Consider the following 18343-nt stretch of genomic DNA (forward strand, 5'->3'; position numbering starts at 1 on the left):
CTGGGTTCACGGGCTGTCGGGGTTCACGGGCGGTCCGGTTCACGATGGTCGCTGCTCGAGACGGTAGTGCAGTCGCAACGCCCGCATTGGTCCGAGATCCAATGCGTGGTCGGTGCGCAGTTCTCCCTCGTCATCGACGAACACATGGATTCGCTCACGAAGCGGGGCGCGGGCGGCGTAGGTCCGTCGGCCGAAGACGACGGTGACATACGCCCCGTCCTCGCCGAAGGTCCGCGATCGCGAGGTCAACACCAGTGAGCCATCCGGCTCGGCGCGCGGCCGCAGATATACGCCGACGTTGCCCGCCTCCAGGGGAAAGGCCACCGCCACATGGGGTTGCGCCGATCCGGGCAGCATCGCGCTGCGATAGAAGCCGCTGTAGACCGCCGATCCGTCCAGGCGCAGCGTCCGTAGCCAGGCCGCCCCGGCGCGATGCCCGTCGACGTCGTCGATCACCCGCACACGACTGGTCATGCCGCGGCTCACCGACAACGGGAGGTGGGTAACGCCAACTGCCGAACGCGCCGGCCGAAGAGGCCGGCGATCGCCGTGGCACCGGGCGCGAGCAGTGGATTCCATTGCGCCCACACCTCCATCCGCCACCGCGCAGTGTGTTCATAGAAGTTCCGAACCAGCGGATGCAGTTGTGCCGCAGTGAAATCGGGACCGTCGAGCACACTCATGTCGCCGAAGAGTCCGTCATCGGCGGAGACCGGGCGGACGCGCCCCGAGTGGTCGAGATCGTCGAACCATGCGTCGCCGACGGTGTGCCGACGATTCATCGGGCTGCGTAAGAAGGCATGCTCGGACGAGTCGAGGTCGACCGGCCGTCCGACGAGTCGCCACCACGTCCGTGAGGGCAGGTCCAACGCGTGGAGCAACCGGTCCGCCGTCGGCGTCGTGCGCGTGGTCATGGACGCAGATCGTAGGTGACCGCCCTCGATCGTGACGAAGCGACACACACACCCACTGCGCCCGGAATGATCAGGGCGTGGTCGATCCCGAATTGCGCACCATTCCCGACGGACTCGTCGATGTCACTCTCCAGGCGAGCGCGCCCGAGGCAACGAGTGCCGCCGCCCTGAGCCACTTTGCCCCGGACGATCCGGCGATGCCCATGTATCGGGTGATCGCCAACAACCGAGCGCCGGTCGCCTTGCGTGACTTGATGATCGCGCCGGTGCGCAGCGGCTACATCGGCGACGGCCACCAGCCCGATCCGGCGCTCGTCCCGCCCTCGGGCGCACAGGCCGTACCGGATGTCGACGTGAGCGAGATCTACGTGCCGGTCGACGGCGGTGTCACCCGCTGCCGGCTGTATCGACCGACGAGCACCGATCCCGAGGAACTGCTGCCGGTACTCGTGTACTTCCACGGCGGTGGCTTCACCGTCGGCAGCTCCGACGATTGTGACTTCCTCACCCGCAAACTCGCCGCCACCAACCGCGCACTGGTCGTCTCGGCCAATTACCGTCTCGCGCCGGAGTTTCCGTTCCCGGCACCGCTCGACGACGCCTACGGCGTGTATCACTGGGTGACGGGCAATGCTTCACGTGTCGGTGGCGACACTCGTTTCCTCGGAGTCGCCGGTGACTCGTCGGGCTCGAACTTTGCCGCCGCAATACCTCTGCGGTGTGCCGACGACGGGGTTCGCACCCCCGACGCCGTGGTGCTGTTGGGCGCGATGGTGGACTTCCGGTTCGAGCGCTGGGCGTCGTTTCGTGAGCAGGCTCCGCGCGGCATCGTCTACGACACCGCGTTCACCGGGTTCATCCGTGGCGCCTATCTGCCGACCACCCCGTGGGATCACCCGTACGCCAGTCCGATCGAGGCGATCTGCGCGCGTATCCACCGACGGTGATCGCGACCGGCACCCACGACCCGATCATCGATTCGGCGCGTGCCTTCGCCGATCGCCTCGGCGAAGCGGGCACCTCGGTGACCACGTACTTCCCGGCCGGGATGCCGCACGGGTTCTACTTCTTTCCCGGCGTGCACCCCGAGGAGGACGTCGCGTATCGCATCGTGGCCGATGCGTTGGCACAGCTGATCAGCACCGCCACCGCCGGCTGATCGGCGGTGGGGCGGGCGCGGCAACCCGATGCGGGGTTGCATCGCCATGCAACCCTATGATCCACGTCACTCCTCGTCGTAGCGTCATGCGCGCACCGAGCCGATCAGCGCCCGGGATGTCGAGAACGAGGAGAAGCGATGAGCGTCGCGCATGTCACCGGGGCCGCACGGGGAATCGGCAAAGCGATAGCGTTGCGGCTGGCCCGCGACGGACACGACGTGGCCGTCTCGGATCTACCGTCCATGGCCGGCGAGCTGAAGGACACCCGCGCCGAGATCGAGGCGACCGGAGTCGCCTCCGTCGACCTCACCGGCGACGTGTCGGTGCGCCAGGACGTCCGGTCGTTGGTCAGCGGGACCGCCGAAGCCTTGGGTTCACTCGATGTGATGGTCGCCAATGCCGGTGTCGCACAGACGAAGGCGCTACTCGATGTCACCCCGGAGGAGTTCGACGCAATTCATGCCGTGAACTCACGTGGGGCATTCCTGTGCTACACCGAGGCCGCTCGCCAGATGATCGCTCAGGGGTCCGGCGGCAAGATCATCGGGGCCGCGTCCATCGCCGCGCACAAGGGCTTTGCACTGTTGGGTGTCTACTGCTCGACCAAGTTCGCACTGCGCGCCCTGACCCAGTCCGCGGCGCAGGAATGGGCGCCGCACGGCATCACGGTCAACGCCTATTGCCCGGGCATCGTCGACACCGCGATGTGGGAAGAGATCGACCACGACCTCGGCGAGATCAATCACGTCGGCAAGGGCGAGTCGATGAAGGCCATGGCCGCCGGGATCACGCTCGGACGCGTCTCGACCGGGGATGACGTCGCCAAACTCGTGTCCTTCCTGGCGGGTCCGGACTCCGACTACATGACCGGCCAGGCGGTGCTCGTCGACGGCGGGATGATCTTCGTCTGAGCGTGGTAGCCCCTGCCGCTCGGCGACGTCGTTGATCTCGACGGGGGTTTGCGATCGGCTCGACGGTGGTAGTCGTGGAGGGACAGTCGTGGGAGGTGGATCTCGTCCACCTCCCACGATATCCACCGCCCTCGATGCAGAAGGGACTGACGATCATGGCCATCGCCACCGTCGACCCCACCACCGGCAGCACGATCCGCGAGTTCGAGCCCATGACCGACGATGAGGTCGACGCCGCGCTCGACCGCGCGGTGCGGGCATTTTCCGGTTACCGCAGAACGACTTTCGAGCAGCGCGCAGCGTGGCTACATGCGACGGCCGATCTGCTCGAGGACGAGGCGGACGACACCGCGGCGATGATGACCCAGGAGATGGGCAAGACCCTCTCCGCCGCGAAGGCCGAGGTACTCAAGTGCGCGAAAGCCTTTCGCTACTATGCCGACCACGGCGCCGCCATGTTGGCCGACGAGATCGCCGACGCCGACGCCGTCGGGGCGAGCCGCGCGTACATGCGTTACCAGCCACTCGGTGTGATTCTCGCGGTGATGCCGTGGAACTTCCCATTGTGGCAGGCAGTCCGCTTCATCGCCCCCGCCCTGATGGCCGGCAACGTCGGTGTCCTCAAACACGCGTCGAACGTCCCGCAGTCGGCGCTCTACATCTCCGACGTGCTGCGGCGTGCCGGTCTACCCGAGGGCTGCTTCCAGACCCTGCTGATCCCCTCGTCGATGGTCGAACCGATCCTGCGCGACCCGCGTGTGGCTGCGGCCACGCTCACCGGCAGTGAGCCGGCGGGACGCGCGGTGGCCGCGGTGGCCGGCGACGAGGTCAAACACACGGTGCTCGAACTCGGCGGCAGCGACCCCTACATCGTCATGCCGAGCGCCGACATCTCCGCGGCCGCCGCGACCGCGGTCACCGCGCGGGTGCAGAACAACGGCCAGTCCTGCATCGCCGCAAAGCGTTTCATCGTCCACACCGATGTCTACGACGAGTTCGCCGAGGCCTTCGTCGCCGGTTTCGACGAACTCGTCGTCGGCGATCCCACCGACGACGCCACCGATGTCGGACCGCTCGCCACCGAGCAGGGGCGCGAGGATCTCGAGAAGCTCGTCGACGACGCCGTGGCGGCCGGTGCCACCGTGTTGATCGGCGGGCACCGCCCGGACCGACCGGGCTGGTTCTACGAGCCGACCGTCATCACCGGTGTCACCGACGCGATGGATCTCTATGCCGCCGAAGCATTCGGGCCGGTCGCCGCACTCTATCGGGTCGCCGACATCGACGAGGCGATCGCAATCGCCAACGACACGACCTTCGGCCTCGGCGGTAACGCGTGGACCGCCGATCCCGTCGAGCAGCAACGCTTCATCGACGAGATCGACTCCGGTCAGGTGTTCATCAACGGGATGACCACCTCGTATCCCGAGCTCGGTTTCGGCGGCACCAAACGTTCCGGGTACGGGCGCGAGCTCACTGCCCACGGCATTCGCGAGTTCTGCAACATCAAGACGGTGTGGATCGGCTGACGTCGCGCGCCGGCCCCGTCGGCCGTCAGTGGTGGTGTTGCGCGGGAATGTTCCAGCGCGGCAGCGGATCCGGGTAACCGACCCACGCCCCGGGGCCGGCGAGCATCTCGTCGTCGGTCAGCAGAGCCGATTCCAGGAGGCGCACGGGCTCGCGCTTGTCGAGATGAATCCCGATGAAGACCAACTCCTGACCCGGCCCGGCGAGTGGGTCGTGCTCGGGCGGCGTCCAGTACTGTGCGGGCTCGATCATGAGGTTCGGGCCCGCCTGCGACCAGACCGCAACGATGTCGGGTCGGCTCGCGATCCAGCAGAATCCCTTGCTGCGCAAGACCCCTCGGAGTCCGTCGAGAGCTTCGGCGAGGCGCGCCGGATGAAACGGTCGCTCGGCGCGGAACGCCACCGACCCGATTCCGTACTCCTCCGTCTCGGGCACGTGGCCGCCGAGGAGTTCGTCGTCCCAACCGGCCACCGCCGCGGCGGCCTCGTGGTCGAACAGACCCGTGCCGATCACCCGGTCCAGCGGCACCTCGCCGTGGGTGGTGACGATGACCTGGGCGCGCGGATTGAGTCGGCGCACCGTCGCCTCGACGCGGCCGAGCTGATCGGCACCAACCAGGTCGGTCTTGTTGAGGATCACCACGTCGGCGAATTCGACCTGGTCGACGAGGAGGTCGGCGATGGTGCGTTCGTCCCCGGCACCGGCCTGCAGGTCGCGGTCGTCGAGGCGCTCGCCCCGGGCCAGTTCGGTGAGGAAGGTCGAGCAGTCGACGACGGTCACCATCGTATCGAGGACGGCCAGGTCGGCCAATGAGGAGCCGTCCTCGAAGACCCAGTCGAAAGTTGCGGCAACGGGCATGGGCTCGGAGATGCCGGTCGATTCGATGACGAGATGGTCGAATCGACCCGCCCGGGCGAGATCACCGACCGCATCGATGAGGTCTTCGCGCAGGGTGCAGCAAATACACCCGTTGGTGAGTTCGACCATGCGCTCCTCGGTCCGATCAAAACCACCGAGGTCGATGAGCGAGGCATCGATGTTGATCTCGCTCATGTCGTTGACGATGACGGCGATGCGCCTGCCCTCGCGGTTGGCGAGCAAGGTGTTGAGCAGGGTGGTCTTACCGGATCCGAGAAAACCGGATAGGACCGTGACGGGAAGCTGGGCTGCAGCGGAGGAGGACACCCACTAATGATAATTGTTTTCATTAGTGGGTGTCCACGCGGGTGTCACTCCAGGACGAACACCGGGATCAGCCGGTCGGTGTTGACCTGATATTCGGCGTACGGCGGAAAGGCGGCCACGGCCAGATTCCACCAGTGCTCTCGCTCCTCTCCGCCGACCTCGCGGGCGGTGAGTTCGGCGACCTTCTGTCCGTCCTGCACGGTGACCTGCGGGTGGGCCTTGACATTGTGATACCAGGCCGGATGCTCGGGCGCCCCACCCTTGGAGGCGACCATCGCGTACCGGCCGTTCTCCTCCACGCGCATCAGCGGGACATAGCGCTTCTTCCCGGATTTCGCCCCGGTCGTGGTGAACAGCACGACCGGTCGGTCGGCCACCTGGACCCCGTCGGTCGTTCCCTGCTCGAGGATCTTCGCGGTCTGCTCACGCACCCACTCGGTCGGACTCAGTTCTGGTTCATCGCTCATGACCGGGGCCAACGCACCGGGCTCGCCGGGTATTTCCGCGTAGCGCTCATCACCGGCCATCGGTTGGTGTCACTCGGCGAGAGGCGCGTTCGTCCACTCATTGCGGAACTCGACTCCGCTCCGGATGAACAGTTGGCTGACCGGACAGCGTCGCTCCACCTCCGACACGAACTCGGCGAACGTGTCCGCGTCGGCGTCGGTCTGCACCGTTGCTTGCACGGCGACCAAGGTGAAGTTGGCGTTGCCGTCCGCCCCGGCGACCAGCACTGCGGTGTCCAGGTCGCCTTGCACCCGAAAGTCGAACGCGCCGAGCGAGATTCCCAGGTCCTTGGCAACCAGGGATGCGGTCACCTGGTTGCACGAGGTCAGGGCGCCGAGTGCGTAGAACAGCGGGCTCGGCGCGGCATCACGCCCACCGAACGCCGGATAGGCATCGGTGTCGAATTCGTGGGACACCGGCCCTTCGCTGACGAGGTGCTGTGCCACACCGGTTCCCGCTGCGGTGAGGACGAACGGGACAACGGTGGTGCGGATGGTGGCGGTCATGGGTCCTCCCGGGGGTCGGTCGCGGTCGCCACCCACCTTTGTTGCCGGGACGGCAACCGACGAGCTTTGTGGCCGCGGTGATCGCAACCCCGGCCACCCGAGGAATGCCTGCGTCGCGGTGTCGTTGATGTCAAGGGTGAGTGCGCTCCCGACGCGGGAGCCAAGCCCATCCAACGCATTCCCATCCAACGATGTGAGGAGAATCCCGATGAGTCCCGTGGACAGCGGTGCCGAGACGAGCGACCAGGTCACGAACACCGATGGCGGCAAGGTCTGGTTCATCACCGGGACCTCACGCGGCTTCGGCCGAGAATGGGCGATCGCGGCACTCGATCGCGGCGATCGCGTTGCCGCGACAGCGCGCAATCTCGACTCGCTCGCCGACCTCGTCGACACCTACGGGTCCGCGATCCTGCCGATCGAACTCGACGTCACCGATCGCACCGCAGATATCGCTGCGGTTGCTCGTGCTCACGAGCATTTCGGCCGCCTCGACGTGGTGGTCAACAACGCCGGCTACGGCCAGTTCGGCTTCATCGAGGAACTCTCCGAGTCGCAGGCGCGCGAGCAGATCGAGACCAACGTGTTCGGCGCCCTGTGGATCACGCAGGCGGCGCTGCCGTTCCTGCGTGCCCAGCGCTCCGGTCACATCATTCAGGTGTCCTCGATCGGTGGTATCAGCGCATTCGCCAACATCGGCATCTACAACGCGTCCAAGTGGGCACTCGAGGGCTTCTCCCAGGCGTTGGCCGCCGAGGTCGAGGCGTTCGGCATCCACGTGACGTTGGTCGAGCCGGGCGGATTCGACACCGATTGGGGCGGGGCGTCGGCCAAGCACGCCACGGCGCTCCCCGCCTACGACGAGGTCCGCGAGACCGCGGCCCGGGCGCGCCGGTCACGCACCTCCGCACCCGGCGACCCACACGCCTCGGCCGCAGCGATCCTGCGGATCGTCGACGCCGACGAGCCGCCACTGCGGGTGTTCTTCGGCACCGCCCCGCTCGACATCGCGAAGGCCGACTACGCGAGCCGGCTCACCGAGTGGGAGAAATGGCAGCATGTGGCCGAACTCGCCCAGGGCTGACCCGGCCGCCTACCTGATCGTGTAGACGACACCATCGCCTGCCGCGGCCCGCTCGGTCATGAACTGCACCGCGGTCCGCAGAAAGTTGTTGATGTCCTCAGCCTTCCAGGTGATTCCGCGGGCGAGGGCCGGGTGGTCGTCAGCCACGAGCGGCACCAGCGTGAGATCGCGCGCGATCGCCGCGGTGTCCGTTGTATCGAGGACCCGTACCCAGGGGGTGAACGAATAGTCCTGCCCATAGGACACCCTGGGCGCCCCCTCGACCAACGCATACGACTCCCGCGGGCCGGAATCGTCATCGCGGCCGGAGAAAATGTCCTGGAATACACGAAAAGCCTTGTCCAGGTACAACATCGTGGGGCGCGGCTTGGCGTCGAGCGCGAAGACGCAGTCACTGGCCACCGTCTCGCCGGTCTCGGTCTCAACCGAGACCGGCACCAGACCCCACGCGTCGCCGAGGGGATCGGTACCGAGGAACAGTCCTGGATCACGGTGTGCGTCGTCGATGCGGTCGCCGGGTACCGGATATGCGTAATAGCGAATTCCCATGTGCCACAGTGTTCATCGCCGGCGCAGAGGCGGGGCCGGACCATCCACAGGCATCCACACGCGGCGCAAGGCTGTGGACAAGACCTATGCGGGATCGGGGCAGGTGTGCATGCGATACTTCACCACGAGTGCGGCGTGATCGGAGAGCCGTTGCGCGGCCGACGGTTCCTTGTCGACCGTCACCTCGGTTGCGCACGCGGCGAGTCGGGGTGTCGCGAGCTGGTGATCGACTCGCCAGCCCACATCCTTGGTGAACGACTCTCCCGCCCAACTCCACCAGGTCAGCGGGCCCGGCCGATCGCCGTGCACCCGCCGCACGACGTCGACGAGGCGACGGGTCCCGAGAATCGACTCGAACCATTCACGGTCCTCGGGAAGAAATCCGTCCATCGAGCGGGCAGCACGCCAGTTCGTCACGTCGTGCCGGGTGTGAGCGATGTTGAGATCCCCGACGAGCAGGAAGTCACGGCCCGCGCGTTGCGCAGCAAGACGATTGCGGTGCAACTCCCGGCCGAATGCCGCGAGAAATCGTTGTTTGCGTTCGTACTTCTGGCCGCCATCGGGTTTCTCGCGCATCGAGCCGGGCCGCTGCCGGTGTGCGGGAAGTCCACCTTTCGGCAGGTAGAGGCACGCCACGGTCACCGGCTGTTCGGCGAGGTCGACCTCGATGTACCGACCATGTGTGGCGAATTCACCAAGACCGCGCGCTTTCGGCGGGTGGGTCAGCCAGGTGCGCACCGCGATGCCCGGCCGCCTGGTCAATACGGCCACCCCGTTGCGGCCGGCGATCGATCCGACGTCGGCCGCAACCGAGTAGCCGGGAAAATCGCCGATCTCCGATGCCGGACACCGCAATTCCTGAAGCGCCACGACATCCGGTGCGCGGGCCGCAAGCCACTCGTCGAATCCGCGGCGTCGCGCGGCGCGGATACCGTTGACGTTGAAGGCGGCAACCGTGAACACGGCGTCGGCCCCGTGAACACCGGGTGGATCAGACACGGTAGGCAACACTACGCGGGCCGTATCCCGTGGCCGAGGCCAGGAGTTGCGCGCAGCATGAACGAAATGCCATCGGGGAGGACCGGAATCGGCGTTACCACAAGTACGCGCAACACTGCGTTGACCACCCTGACCCCCGAATCCCCCACCACCTTCAGGAGCCGTGCGCGATGACCGAAACCCTGACAACCGACGCCGATTTCGCCGACCGGTGGCACGCGTGGCATACCGCTCGCGAGCGCGATCTCGCGAACCCGCTCGGGTGGCTGTCCATCAACCGTCTCGAGTGGCTCGAGGCCGAGCCGACCCGATTCGACGGGCTTCCCGGCACCTGGTGGTACGACGGCGTAACCGGCCACCTGCGACCCGACGGCGGCGAGACATTCGCGGCCCGCGACTTCGACCTCGATGCGACAGGAGCCGGCGAGATCGTCGAACTCGACGGTGTGCACATCGAAGTCGCGCGCCGCGGCGACGGCTATCTGATCCGGGTGCATGACGAGAATGCGCCCACCGTCCGCGATTTCCGAGGAGTGCCCACCTATGAGCCCGACCCGTCCTGGGCGCTGTTGGCCACCTTCGAGCCCTACTCGACACCCCGCCCGGTGACCGTGGGTGCCGTGGCCGAGGGGCTTGCGCACGTCTACGTCTCGCCTGGCGAGCTCGTCCTGACCCGCGACGGCGCCGACCATCGCCTCATCGCATTCAACGGCAAGGCCGGTGGCCTGTCCGTGCTGTTCACCGACGGCACCTCCGGGGTGACCACGTACGCGGCCAACCGCAGCGTGGCCATCGAGGCCGACGACGAGGTGGTGCGACGTGGAGGCGAGGTCATCATCGACTTCAACCGGGCGACGAACCTGCCGTGCGCGTTCATCGACTTCGCGACCTGCCCCCTACCGCCGGCCGGCAACACTCTGCCGTTCGACGTGACCGCCGGCGAGAAGATCCCCCACGAGCGAGCGTGACACCTGCGCAGACAGCTCTGCGACACAGCCTTCTCAGCCGACTCCGTGGATCTTGTCGGCGTCGATGGTGAGGATGATGCGTGTCTGGTCGCGTCCCCCGAACCAGGGATACGGCGCCCCGAGATATTTTTGCGACAACGCCTCGATGTGCTCGGCTCCCCCGTCGGTCGTCGACCCGATCACGCGGCCCCGAATCTCGAAGTACCGTGCGGGGTTGTCGGGATCGGAGACGTTGATCGAGACCCGCGGATCGCGCTGGATGTTCTTGTCCTTCTGGAACCCCTGCACCGTGTTGATGAGAACGTGCTCGCCGTCGGTGTCGACCCACGTCAGGGTGAGCTGCGGCGACCCGTCGGGCATGATCGTCGCGACATGACACGGCGCGGGTCGGCGCAACAGGGCAACAAGGTCATCGGGCAGCGTCATCGAGTCCTCGATTCGTCGCGGGGGCTGTCGTGTCAGCCACCCTGTCGTCTCACCGATCCATCGTGTCACCGCTACGCCGACGCATAGGCGTCGGCGTACTCGGCACTCGGCGGCAGCGGCTGGATAACGTCGAGAAGGACACCGTCGGGTGCGGCGAGGATGAAATGCCGTTGGCCGAAGTCCTCGTCTCTGAGGCCCATGACGATTTCGGTATCCGGATCGGCCGCCAGGCTGCGGTGGACCGCGTCGACGTCGTCGACCTCGAGGTTCACGATCACCCCTTTCGGGAGCGCTCAGTACCCCTCGGGAATCGTGGAGTGATCGTGGGCCAGTACGGCCACCTCGAAGGCGCCCAGCCGCAGGCTGACGTACCAGTCGGACTCGAAGGTCGTCTCGAACCCGAGGAGTTCGCGGTAGAACGTTGCCGCGGCGCTGACGTCGCGCGACATGAGGACGGGGTAGAAGCTCGTGGCTGACAACAGAACTCTCCTTTACGTACAGTGAGTATGTAACGAATTCAGATTACATACACACTGCACGTAAAGGAAGAGTCCATGCCACGCGCCTCCGCGGCCGACGCCGCTCAGACCGCTCAGCGCGTTCTCGACGCGGCAACCGAACTGTTCTCCTCACGAGGTTTCGCCGACGTCTCACTCGACGATGTCGCCGGCGCCGCAGGCGTCACGCGCGGGGCGGTCTACCACCACTACCGGAACAAAGCCGGCCTCTTCGGCGCTGTGGCCGCACGGCTGCAGGCGCGCGTCGCCGATGCGGTCGTGCACGCGGCGGAGGCGTCCGGCGCGGACCCCGGCGACCAACTCCGCGCCGGATCGCACGCGTTCCTCGACGCGATCACGTCCGCCACCGCGGTGAGAATCCTGCTCATCGATGCCCCGTCGGTGGTCGGCTGGCAGGAGTGGCGTCGGCTCGACGCCGAGAACTCCGCAGCACACCTGCGCGATGCCCTGCGTGCGGCCGGCGTCGGCGAGGAACTGCTCGACGCGACCACCGCGCAACTGTCCGGCGCCATGAACGAAACCGCCCTCTGGATCGCCCAACACGCGACTACCGATGTCGCTCGCGCCCAAGCACACTCGGCCCTCGACCGACTCCTCGCCGCCTATCTCTCGTGACAGCGCCCCAGGTTCCCGACGGCTGGTGCGGGACCTGCCTGTTACCAGGCGGAGGACACCACCGACGACGAAGGCCGGCCGGTGCACACTCAGGTGTTCGCCGGCGACGGCGTGGACATTGCCACCGTTCACCGCCGTCGGACATGACAGCAACGGCGTCGTACCGGCCCAAGCCATTGACGCGGCAAGTGGTTTCTCTCGCGTCAGCGCTGTGTGGGAAGCAGCCGCGACGCTCACCGAGTTGTAAGGCGATCCAGCGCGGCCGCCTTGGCGAGAAACTGAGTCAGGGCGTCTCTGCTGGTGGTCAGGCAGGTGATCTTGGCGTCGAGGTCGGCGATCTGTTCGCGGACCATGCCGGCGAGGATTTCGTCGCACGCGCTGGTCCAAGCCGTGGCGCCGGCCTGGCGGTCCAGGACGATCTTGATGAACCGGGTCGGTACGCCGGCGCTGCTGAGGTCGCGGATCGTGGCGACGTGCGCGAGGTCGGCGTCGGTGTAGTCGCGGTAGCCGTTGGGGCGCCTGCCCGGGCGCAACAATTCCTGCTCCTCGTAGTAGCGCAGCATCCGCGCCGCCACGCCTGTGTGGCGTGACACCTCTCCGATCCGCATCCGCGCTCCCCTCCTTGCAAATCCGAGGTCGATCCCGCACTTGACCTTGACAGTGATGTCAATGTTTAGCGTAGCCACATGACCGAGCCCTTCGTTGCCAATACTCCCGCGGCCGCGTCTGCTCGTCGGGTGTGGCCGGTGCTCGCGGTGCTCACCGCAGCGACGTTCTTGACCGTGACAGCCGAGATGCTGCCTTCGGCGCTGCTGCCCTCGATGAGCCACGACCTCGGAGTCTCCGAAGGGACGATCGGGGTGCTGGTCGGTGCGTGGGCGGTGACGATCGCGATCGTCGGCATTCCGCTGGTCCGGCTCACCCTGAGCGTGCCGCGAACCGTGCTGCTGACCGTCAGCCTCGCGGTGACCGCTCCGGCAAACCTGGTCACCGCTCTCGCGCCGGACTTCGCCGTGGCGCTGGTGGGCCGCATCCTCGCCGCGACCGCGCACGGCCTGTTCTGGGCACTGGTCGTCTCCTACGTCGCCGCCATCGTCACACCGCAACGACTGGGCCGTGCGCTGTCGCTCGTGCTGGCCGGCCCCACCCTCGCGGGCCTTGCCGGACTCCCCGCCGCCGCGCTCATCGCGGAGCACACCGGGTGGCGGTGGGTGTTCGCCGGACTCTCGCTCATGCTCGCCCTGACCGCACTGGCGCTCAGGCTCATCCTTCCCCGCTCCCACCGCCCCGACACCTCTGCCGGCGCCGAGCCGGCCAAGGCGTGGGATCGCAGCGCACGCGGCGTGGTGTTCGTCGCGGCCGGCGGCGGCCTCGTGCTCGTCGGCCACTTCACCGCGTTCACTTACATCACCGCCCTCATCACCGACCTCAGCGGTCTCAGCGCAGGGGCGATCCCCGCGATCCTCCTGGTGCTCGGAGTCACCGGCAGCGCGGGCGTCCTCGCGTCCGGCGTCGCCGCCGACCGCTTCCCCCGGGCCTCGCTCGTCTCCGCGTCGGCGCTCGTGGCGGTCGGGCTCACGCTGCTCCTACTCGGCGATGGTTGCCGTGCCCTTTTCTTCGCCGGCACCGTCGTGTGGGGATTCGCGATCGGCGCGTTCCCACCGATCCTCCAAACCAGGGTGCTCCGGCTGTCCACCCCCACGTTTCGCCCCCTCGCCGGCAGCATCATCGTCACCGTCCTCAACCTCGGCGTCGCCACCGGAGCCACCCTCGGCGGAATCATCCTCACGCGCGGACAGCCCGCACTCGTACTTGCAGCCGTGATTGCCGCGAGCACCGGAACGCTGATGCTCGCGCTCAGCTGCAGTGGCGACTCCCACGGATCTCCGATGGGCCCCACGTGAACAGCTCTCACGTCTCGGCACAGGTGTCGCGCCGTCATCACCCCTGCCTGCTGCAACGGGGTGAGGGTCTGATGGGCCTAATGCTCATTGCAAGGCTGGCCGTTCTCACGTGGGCGTTCGATCGGCATCCAGAGCTCGGTGGTCGCGGTGCTGAAGTCCTCGGCGCGATCGACGACTGCGACGATCGAGGGGCCGGGGCGCAGTAGCCACGGGTTCGACGGGAACCACTCGGAGGCTGCGGCTGCGTAGCTCTCTTGCAAGGCAGTCGGGTAGGGCCGCGCTGGAGCGGAATACTGCCCAGGTGCCGCTGGGAATCTCGATCACCTCGAGGTCTTCGAGTGCGGTCGTCGCGGCGTCGAGTGCGACGCCATGCAGGTACGTGAGCTCGCTCCCTTCGGTGTAGTCGGGATCGACATCGGCGCTGACCTGGAGCAGACCGGAGCTCCGTGTTCGCGAGCTCCTTGAGACGTGCATGTTCATCTGCGGGCAGTGACGCGATGTGCGCCTCGATATGGGGGTTCCGTCCAGTGTGGATGCGCGGGACGCGAGTGGCGTGGCCGACGAGCCGGAATTCTGGCCGGTCGGTGATGCGGGTATCCATTGAGGTGTTCCCTTCGATGGTCAGGCGAAGCCTGAGCTGCGGTTGTGATCGAAGGGGGCCGCCGTCGTTGCGGACGTCGGCGGGAGCCGCACCGTGGACGGCCCGGAACGCCCGCCCGAATGCCTCAGCAGAGCAGTAGCCGAATTGAACTGCGATATCCAACACCGGAGCACCGGCGATCACGTCGGCCGCCGCGACAGTCATCCGCCGTCGACGCACGTACTCGGACAACGGCATGCCCGTCAGCGACGAGAACACGCGCCGCAAGTGGTACTCGGTGGTGCCGAGGGTCCTCGCCAGTGCAGCGACGTCGAGGTCGTCGGATAGGTGTGCCTCAACGAACTCGATCAGCCTGTTGAGCTCAGTGATCACTGATGCCTCCTCTCGCCATCAATCCTGCGGGGCGGTCTCAGCACGCCCGATCGTTGCGGTCCGGTTCGATCGGGGCTCCAAGATCCTGCAGCGGGACGCGCTTTCTCCCAAACCATCTCAGGAGCAGCGCGCGGCGCGGGCATGGTGCGGACGCTGCCCCACTCGCCGAAACCGGGAGCTCTTGGTCGGTCCGCACGAGCGCGTTGGGGCAGATATCGGCTCGCGTGGATGTGCAAGGGCCTCGACCGATGGCCGACACTTCGAAGGCCCGAGAGCTCTTCGCGATGACATCGGGCACGGATTATCGGGTGCCGACGACAGACGACCCACACGCTGGAAGCCAAGGGGCAGCTCTGTTCAAGACGGGGCGAATGCCTCCTCGAAGGGCGCCCCCGACGCGCACCCGGCACTCGAAGGGAAGCACTGTGGACACTCGCATCATCGACCGCCTCGCCTTCCGCCTCGTCGGCTACGCGGCTCGCGTTCCGCTCGTCCGTCATGGGCGAAATCCTCAGAGGCACACATCGCGTCGTTGCCGGTCGAGGAGCGTGGGCGGCTCAAAGCCACTCGGTGACACCGAACCGGTGGGCCTGCTCCATGTCAGCGCAGACGTTGACCCCGACTATGCAGAGGGCAGCCTGTTCGCCGTCGCGCCGCGATCCTGCGGCCCCGCGGCCGTGGGATATTTGCCAGGTGAATCGGAAAGAGCGTCGCGCAGAGGAACGCCGGCAGGCGAAGGCCGCGCGGAAGGCCGAGAAGCACCAGAGGACGAGCACTCCTACCTCACCTCCGCGCCAGCCGGCGAACTCGACGGGCTACACCGTCCCGATGCCCGACCTGACTGGCCTGCCGCCAGAAATGGAAGTAGTACTGCGGTCGATGCAGCAGCACCAGCCGATGGTGATCACCGCAGGGATGGTCGGGATCACCCCGCTGACTGAGGTCGAGCGGCAGGAACTGCTTGCCGAGGTCGACGTCCAGGACGCCCTCCTACGAATAGCGCAGATCCAGGCGAAGTGGGACGTCGCATCCACCACACACTGGGATCTCAAGCCTCTCCACCGTGAACTTCTGGCTTCTGCCTCCGCAGATTGGGTACCCGCAGTGCGAGCCGAGATCGATCGCGGGAACGTGATCGCAGCACCGCACGTCACCGCCGGGTTGATGCGTGCGCTGATGGAGACTGACTCGACCACCGCGAGATTGCTGACCGCGGACGAACTGCTGCTTCTGCTGATCTCGATCTCTACCGAGCGCGACTTACGTCCCGAGTTCGCATCGGACACGCCCACGCCCACCGAGATCGCGGCGCTCGACGCACGACAGCAAGCCATGGCGCCGGAGGACCTGATCGCCTTGTCGCAAGAGGAGTTGCAGGACCAGGCCGCCAATGCTCTGTTCAACACGCCGCGCAAGATCGAATGTCTTAAGGCTGACGCCCTCGACTTCTGGTACTCGCCATGGGCGGACAGGGCTCACGACAGTCTCGGGGCGACCCCCGCCGAGACCTTCGGGGACGCGACTGGGATCGATCTCGACGATTTCCTCCGCCTGGGAGCATCTATAGCCAACAGCATCGCTGCCGGCCAGACGATCGTCACGCTCGGCGACCTGACCGACAACGAGCAGTTGCATGGATACATCGCCGAGAACATGACACTCGACCTCGCTGGGTTCCGCGAGCAGCTTGCGGCGGACCGGGCCCGGGGGAACGTCAAACTTCAGCGGTACACATTCACCCGGTTCCCGTTCCTCGACCTCGGAGACCGGCGCCTGCTCATCCTGCGCGCCCAATGGGCAACGGAGCGATTCTTCGGCGACGCCGCCCAGTTCGACGTGATGGCAGCGTTTGGAGCGAAGGGCGATAGGAGGAGTGCGAACAGGTTCAACGATGCCGTGAAGTACCAGTTCGAGGACATCGTCGGGGCGACTCTCGCCCGAATCGCAGCGCGGAGCCGGAGGGTCAACGAGGTGGTGTCGGAACCTGAGATGCAGGAGCGGTGGACGGAGAAGAAGGGACAGAAGCCGTCAGTGTGTGACTGGGCCCTTCGTGCCGGCCCCATCACGGTTCTCGTAGACGCAACCCACCACCCTCTGAACGCCACGCTCGCACAGGGCCTAGGGGACGGGGAGATGTATGACACCGACGCAAACAAGATCCTGACCGATGGGAAATTCCGACAGTTCGCCTCAGTCATGCGGCTGGCGCGCCGACTTGGATTCTCCGGGGGCCGCAGCCGGACATGGTCTTCATCTCGTTCGTGGTGGTGCCGAACTCCGGCACTCCAGGCTCGATGATGGCCGAACTCGACTACGGCAGCCGCGGCAAGGATGTCTTCTCAGAGTTTCAAGGCCGCGTCGCGCGACCGACCGTCTTACTGCTTCAGGATCTTCAACTCCTCGAAGGGATAGGCGACTACACGCCGGTGGATGTCGTGCCCTTCCTGTACGAGTGGCGCAAGTTCCCGGTACCGATACCACTGCAGACGTTTCTGGAGATCAGGGGCATGCCACGACCGCTTCCTCAGCACCTCCTCGCTGCCTCGAAGCAGCTCAACCGCAGACTCGGCGAGAGCCGATAGGGAGTCCATGAACCAGGAAGACTTCTTCTCCGAGACCACCCCGACCGATGGTCCCTGGGGTTCGGTGACCTCTGCGAAGCTGCGGAAGGACCTACTCAACGAGCTCCGAGCTGGGTCGATTCCCGGAACTGCAGACATCGACGCAGCCATCGCATTGACCGGCCTGGTGAGGAACGACCTAATCGCCTACGGAACCGGCGGCGGGAACACTCTCGACGACAAGGAGATCGCTCTCGCTCAGCGGGCCCTCACGGCCACCCTCGACCGCCTCGGGATCTCTCTAAAGTTGCCGTGGCGCGACTTCACGACGTTCCGGTCGTACTGGCTGACGAACGAAGGCCACGGATCGTGGCAGGCGCGACGGAACCTGCTGGATAAGTTCTTCGGTCCGGTCCAGGAGGAGTTGGACCGGCAAGAGAAGGCGCAGTTCCACGCCACCACAGCTGAGGCGGTGTCGCCGCACACCTCGACGGGCTGGCCGAAGGTCGACGAAGAACTCACCGAGCTCCGCAGGCGGTTCCGCACCGCGGCCACCACGCAGGACTACCGCGACGTTGGCAACCGCGCAGTCGCTGTGCTGGAGGCGCTGAGCCGCACCATCTACAACCCGCGAGTCCATCTGCGCGACGGGGAAACCGAACCCCCTGCCGACAGGTCGAAGCAGCGAATCGGCCGCTACATCGAGGACTCGCTCGCGGGCAAGGACAACGAAGCGATACGCGGTGTGGCTAACAAAGTCATCGAACTCGCCCACAGCGTGAAGCACTCGACGACGCCCTCCCGACGGGAGGCCGGAATTGCAGCGGACTCGGTGATCATGCTTACGAACATCCTGCGGCGCGTGGACCAAGATTCTTGACGAGTAGCCCTACTCCCCACGCCCCCATCTCAACGGCGTGTGGAACACCAGCCACACCACACCGTCACGATCGATCTCGACGCCGACGGGCCACCCATTCGCCAGCACGCGCTCCGTGAGGTAGGGACATATCGCGCGCATGTCCTCGACCACAAC

19 protein-coding genes and 2 pseudogenes are annotated in these 18343 nt (G+C 66.4%); 10 read left to right on the forward strand and 11 right to left on the reverse strand.

Annotated elements, in window-relative coordinates; translation table 11 throughout:
- Positions 1–39: 39 nt before the first annotated feature.
- Positions 40–474 carry a hypothetical protein gene (locus tag J6U32_RS27480; protein ID WP_244332077.1) on the reverse strand — a complete coding sequence of 145 codons (435 nt, stop codon included), beginning with the start codon at positions 472–474 and terminating at the stop codon, positions 40–42.
- Between the two features lie 8 nt (positions 475–482).
- A complete protein-coding gene (locus J6U32_RS27485; protein WP_244332083.1) occupies positions 483–914 on the reverse strand; it encodes a hypothetical protein in 432 nt (143 codons plus the stop codon).
- A 254-nt stretch (positions 915–1168) separates the two neighbouring features.
- On the opposite strand from J6U32_RS27485, the pseudogene J6U32_RS17355 reads away from it, so the two are divergent.
- The 3 genes and pseudogenes from J6U32_RS17355 to J6U32_RS17365 all read left to right on the forward strand — a co-directional run bounded on the left by J6U32_RS17355 (position 1169) and on the right by J6U32_RS17365 (position 4514).
- A pseudogene (locus J6U32_RS17355) lies at positions 1169–2073 on the forward strand (alpha/beta hydrolase).
- A 138-nt stretch (positions 2074–2211) separates the two neighbouring features.
- Complete coding sequence (locus J6U32_RS17360) at positions 2212–2985, forward strand: acetoin reductase (RefSeq protein WP_208791424.1); 774 nt, start codon at positions 2212–2214, stop codon at positions 2983–2985.
- A gap of 155 nt (positions 2986–3140) precedes the next feature.
- On the forward strand, positions 3141–4514 hold the full coding sequence (locus tag J6U32_RS17365; RefSeq protein WP_208796180.1) for an NADP-dependent succinic semialdehyde dehydrogenase: 1374 nt from the start codon (positions 3141–3143) through the stop codon (positions 4512–4514).
- A gap of 25 nt (positions 4515–4539) precedes the next feature.
- Here the strand turns inward: J6U32_RS17365 and J6U32_RS17370 are convergent, their stop codons facing one another.
- The 3 genes from J6U32_RS17370 to J6U32_RS17380 all read right to left on the reverse strand — a co-directional run bounded on the left by J6U32_RS17370 (position 4540) and on the right by J6U32_RS17380 (position 6710).
- Positions 4540–5697, reverse strand: coding sequence for a GTP-binding protein (locus J6U32_RS17370; RefSeq protein ID WP_208791425.1), 1158 nt, complete (start codon positions 5695–5697; stop codon positions 4540–4542).
- A gap of 44 nt (positions 5698–5741) precedes the next feature.
- Positions 5742–6164: a nitroreductase family deazaflavin-dependent oxidoreductase gene (locus tag J6U32_RS17375; RefSeq protein WP_208796181.1), complete on the reverse strand. Its 423-nt coding sequence runs from the start codon at positions 6162–6164 to the stop codon at positions 5742–5744.
- Positions 6165–6233: 69 nt separating this feature from the next.
- Complete coding sequence (locus J6U32_RS17380) at positions 6234–6710, reverse strand: OsmC family protein (RefSeq protein ID WP_208791426.1); 477 nt, start codon at positions 6708–6710, stop codon at positions 6234–6236.
- 208 nt (positions 6711–6918) lie between these two features.
- Here J6U32_RS17380 and J6U32_RS17385 point away from each other — a divergent pair, with 208 nt between their 5' ends.
- Positions 6919–7794, forward strand: coding sequence for an SDR family oxidoreductase (locus J6U32_RS17385; RefSeq protein ID WP_208791427.1), 876 nt, complete (start codon positions 6919–6921; stop codon positions 7792–7794).
- A gap of 9 nt (positions 7795–7803) precedes the next feature.
- On the opposite strand, the gene J6U32_RS17390 is transcribed toward J6U32_RS17385, so the two are convergent.
- Together J6U32_RS17390 and J6U32_RS17395 are read right to left on the reverse strand one after the other, a co-directional pair.
- Positions 7804–8343, reverse strand: coding sequence for a hypothetical protein (locus J6U32_RS17390; RefSeq protein WP_208791428.1), 540 nt, complete (start codon positions 8341–8343; stop codon positions 7804–7806).
- A gap of 84 nt (positions 8344–8427) precedes the next feature.
- Positions 8428–9342, reverse strand: coding sequence for an exodeoxyribonuclease III (locus tag J6U32_RS17395; protein WP_208791429.1), 915 nt, complete (start codon positions 9340–9342; stop codon positions 8428–8430).
- Positions 9343–9512: 170 nt separating this feature from the next.
- On the opposite strand from J6U32_RS17395, the gene J6U32_RS17400 reads away from it, so the two are divergent.
- Complete coding sequence (locus tag J6U32_RS17400) at positions 9513–10310, forward strand: DUF1684 domain-containing protein (RefSeq protein ID WP_208791430.1); 798 nt, start codon at positions 9513–9515, stop codon at positions 10308–10310.
- A 33-nt stretch (positions 10311–10343) separates the two neighbouring features.
- On the opposite strand, the gene J6U32_RS17405 is transcribed toward J6U32_RS17400, so the two are convergent.
- Positions 10344–10736 carry a PPOX class F420-dependent oxidoreductase gene (locus J6U32_RS17405; RefSeq protein WP_006368110.1) on the reverse strand — a complete coding sequence of 131 codons (393 nt, stop codon included), beginning with the start codon at positions 10734–10736 and terminating at the stop codon, positions 10344–10346.
- A gap of 71 nt (positions 10737–10807) precedes the next feature.
- A pseudogene (locus J6U32_RS17410) lies at positions 10808–11215 on the reverse strand (VOC family protein).
- Positions 11216–11290: 75 nt separating this feature from the next.
- Between J6U32_RS17410 and J6U32_RS17415 the strand changes: the two are divergent.
- Complete coding sequence (locus J6U32_RS17415; RefSeq protein ID WP_208791431.1) at positions 11291–11869, forward strand: TetR family transcriptional regulator; 579 nt, start codon at positions 11291–11293, stop codon at positions 11867–11869.
- 233 nt (positions 11870–12102) lie between these two features.
- Here J6U32_RS17415 and J6U32_RS17420 read toward each other — a convergent pair whose 3' ends face one another.
- Complete coding sequence (locus J6U32_RS17420; RefSeq protein ID WP_208791432.1) at positions 12103–12477, reverse strand: MerR family transcriptional regulator; 375 nt, start codon at positions 12475–12477, stop codon at positions 12103–12105.
- Positions 12478–12555: 78 nt separating this feature from the next.
- Here J6U32_RS17420 and J6U32_RS17425 point away from each other — a divergent pair, with 78 nt between their 5' ends.
- Positions 12556–13773, forward strand: a complete 1218-nt coding sequence (locus J6U32_RS17425; protein ID WP_208791433.1) for an MFS transporter — start codon at positions 12556–12558, stop codon at positions 13771–13773.
- A 37-nt stretch (positions 13774–13810) separates the two neighbouring features.
- Here J6U32_RS17425 and J6U32_RS17430 read toward each other — a convergent pair whose 3' ends face one another.
- Positions 13811–14746: an AraC family transcriptional regulator gene (locus J6U32_RS17430; RefSeq protein WP_348273367.1), complete on the reverse strand. Its 936-nt coding sequence runs from the start codon at positions 14744–14746 to the stop codon at positions 13811–13813.
- Between the two features lie 828 nt (positions 14747–15574).
- Here J6U32_RS17430 and J6U32_RS17435 point away from each other — a divergent pair.
- From J6U32_RS17435 to J6U32_RS17445, 3 genes are all read left to right on the forward strand, one after another.
- A complete protein-coding gene (locus J6U32_RS17435; RefSeq protein ID WP_208791434.1) occupies positions 15575–17044 on the forward strand; it encodes a hypothetical protein in 1470 nt (489 codons plus the stop codon).
- Positions 17041–17328 (forward strand): hypothetical protein, encoded by a 288-nt coding sequence (locus J6U32_RS17440; protein ID WP_208791435.1) that lies wholly within the window; start codon positions 17041–17043, stop codon positions 17326–17328. Before J6U32_RS17435 ends, J6U32_RS17440 begins: the two co-directional genes overlap by 4 nt.
- A 64-nt stretch (positions 17329–17392) precedes the next feature.
- On the forward strand, positions 17393–18187 hold the full coding sequence (locus J6U32_RS17445) for a hypothetical protein (RefSeq protein WP_244332085.1): 795 nt from the start codon (positions 17393–17395) through the stop codon (positions 18185–18187).
- The last annotated feature ends 156 nt before the right edge of the window (positions 18188–18343 follow it).

This window comes from Gordonia polyisoprenivorans (assembly GCF_017654315.1).
Taxonomy (GTDB): Bacteria; Actinomycetota; Actinomycetes; order Mycobacteriales; family Mycobacteriaceae; genus Gordonia; species Gordonia polyisoprenivorans_A.

Bases quoted from the DNA above. Each gene is read 5' to 3' on its own strand.
- J6U32_RS17435 (WP_208791434.1), top strand. From the start codon at position 15,575: ATGCCCGACCTGACTGGCCTGCCGCCAGAAATGGAAGTAGTACTGCGG.
- J6U32_RS27480 (WP_244332077.1), bottom strand. From the start codon at position 474: ATGACCAGTCGTGTGCGGGTGATCGACGACGTCGACGGGCATCGCGCC.
- J6U32_RS27485 (WP_244332083.1), bottom strand. From the start codon at position 914: ATGACCACGCGCACGACGCCGACGGCGGACCGGTTGCTCCACGCGTTG.
- J6U32_RS17390 (WP_208791428.1), bottom strand. From the start codon at position 8,343: ATGGGAATTCGCTATTACGCATATCCGGTACCCGGCGACCGCATCGAC.
- J6U32_RS17375 (WP_208796181.1), bottom strand. From the start codon at position 6,164: ATGAGCGATGAACCAGAACTGAGTCCGACCGAGTGGGTGCGTGAGCAG.
- J6U32_RS17385 (WP_208791427.1), top strand. From the start codon at position 6,919: ATGAGTCCCGTGGACAGCGGTGCCGAGACGAGCGACCAGGTCACGAAC.
- J6U32_RS17380 (WP_208791426.1), bottom strand. From the start codon at position 6,710: ATGACCGCCACCATCCGCACCACCGTTGTCCCGTTCGTCCTCACCGCA.
- J6U32_RS17405 (WP_006368110.1), bottom strand. From the start codon at position 10,736: ATGACGCTGCCCGATGACCTTGTTGCCCTGTTGCGCCGACCCGCGCCG.
- J6U32_RS17415 (WP_208791431.1), top strand. From the start codon at position 11,291: ATGCCACGCGCCTCCGCGGCCGACGCCGCTCAGACCGCTCAGCGCGTT.
- J6U32_RS17420 (WP_208791432.1), bottom strand. From the start codon at position 12,477: ATGCGGATCGGAGAGGTGTCACGCCACACAGGCGTGGCGGCGCGGATG.
- J6U32_RS17425 (WP_208791433.1), top strand. From the start codon at position 12,556: ATGACCGAGCCCTTCGTTGCCAATACTCCCGCGGCCGCGTCTGCTCGT.
- J6U32_RS17365 (WP_208796180.1), top strand. From the start codon at position 3,141: ATGGCCATCGCCACCGTCGACCCCACCACCGGCAGCACGATCCGCGAG.
- J6U32_RS17400 (WP_208791430.1), top strand. From the start codon at position 9,513: ATGACCGAAACCCTGACAACCGACGCCGATTTCGCCGACCGGTGGCAC.
- J6U32_RS17440 (WP_208791435.1), top strand. From the start codon at position 17,041: ATGATGGCCGAACTCGACTACGGCAGCCGCGGCAAGGATGTCTTCTCA.
- J6U32_RS17360 (WP_208791424.1), top strand. From the start codon at position 2,212: ATGAGCGTCGCGCATGTCACCGGGGCCGCACGGGGAATCGGCAAAGCG.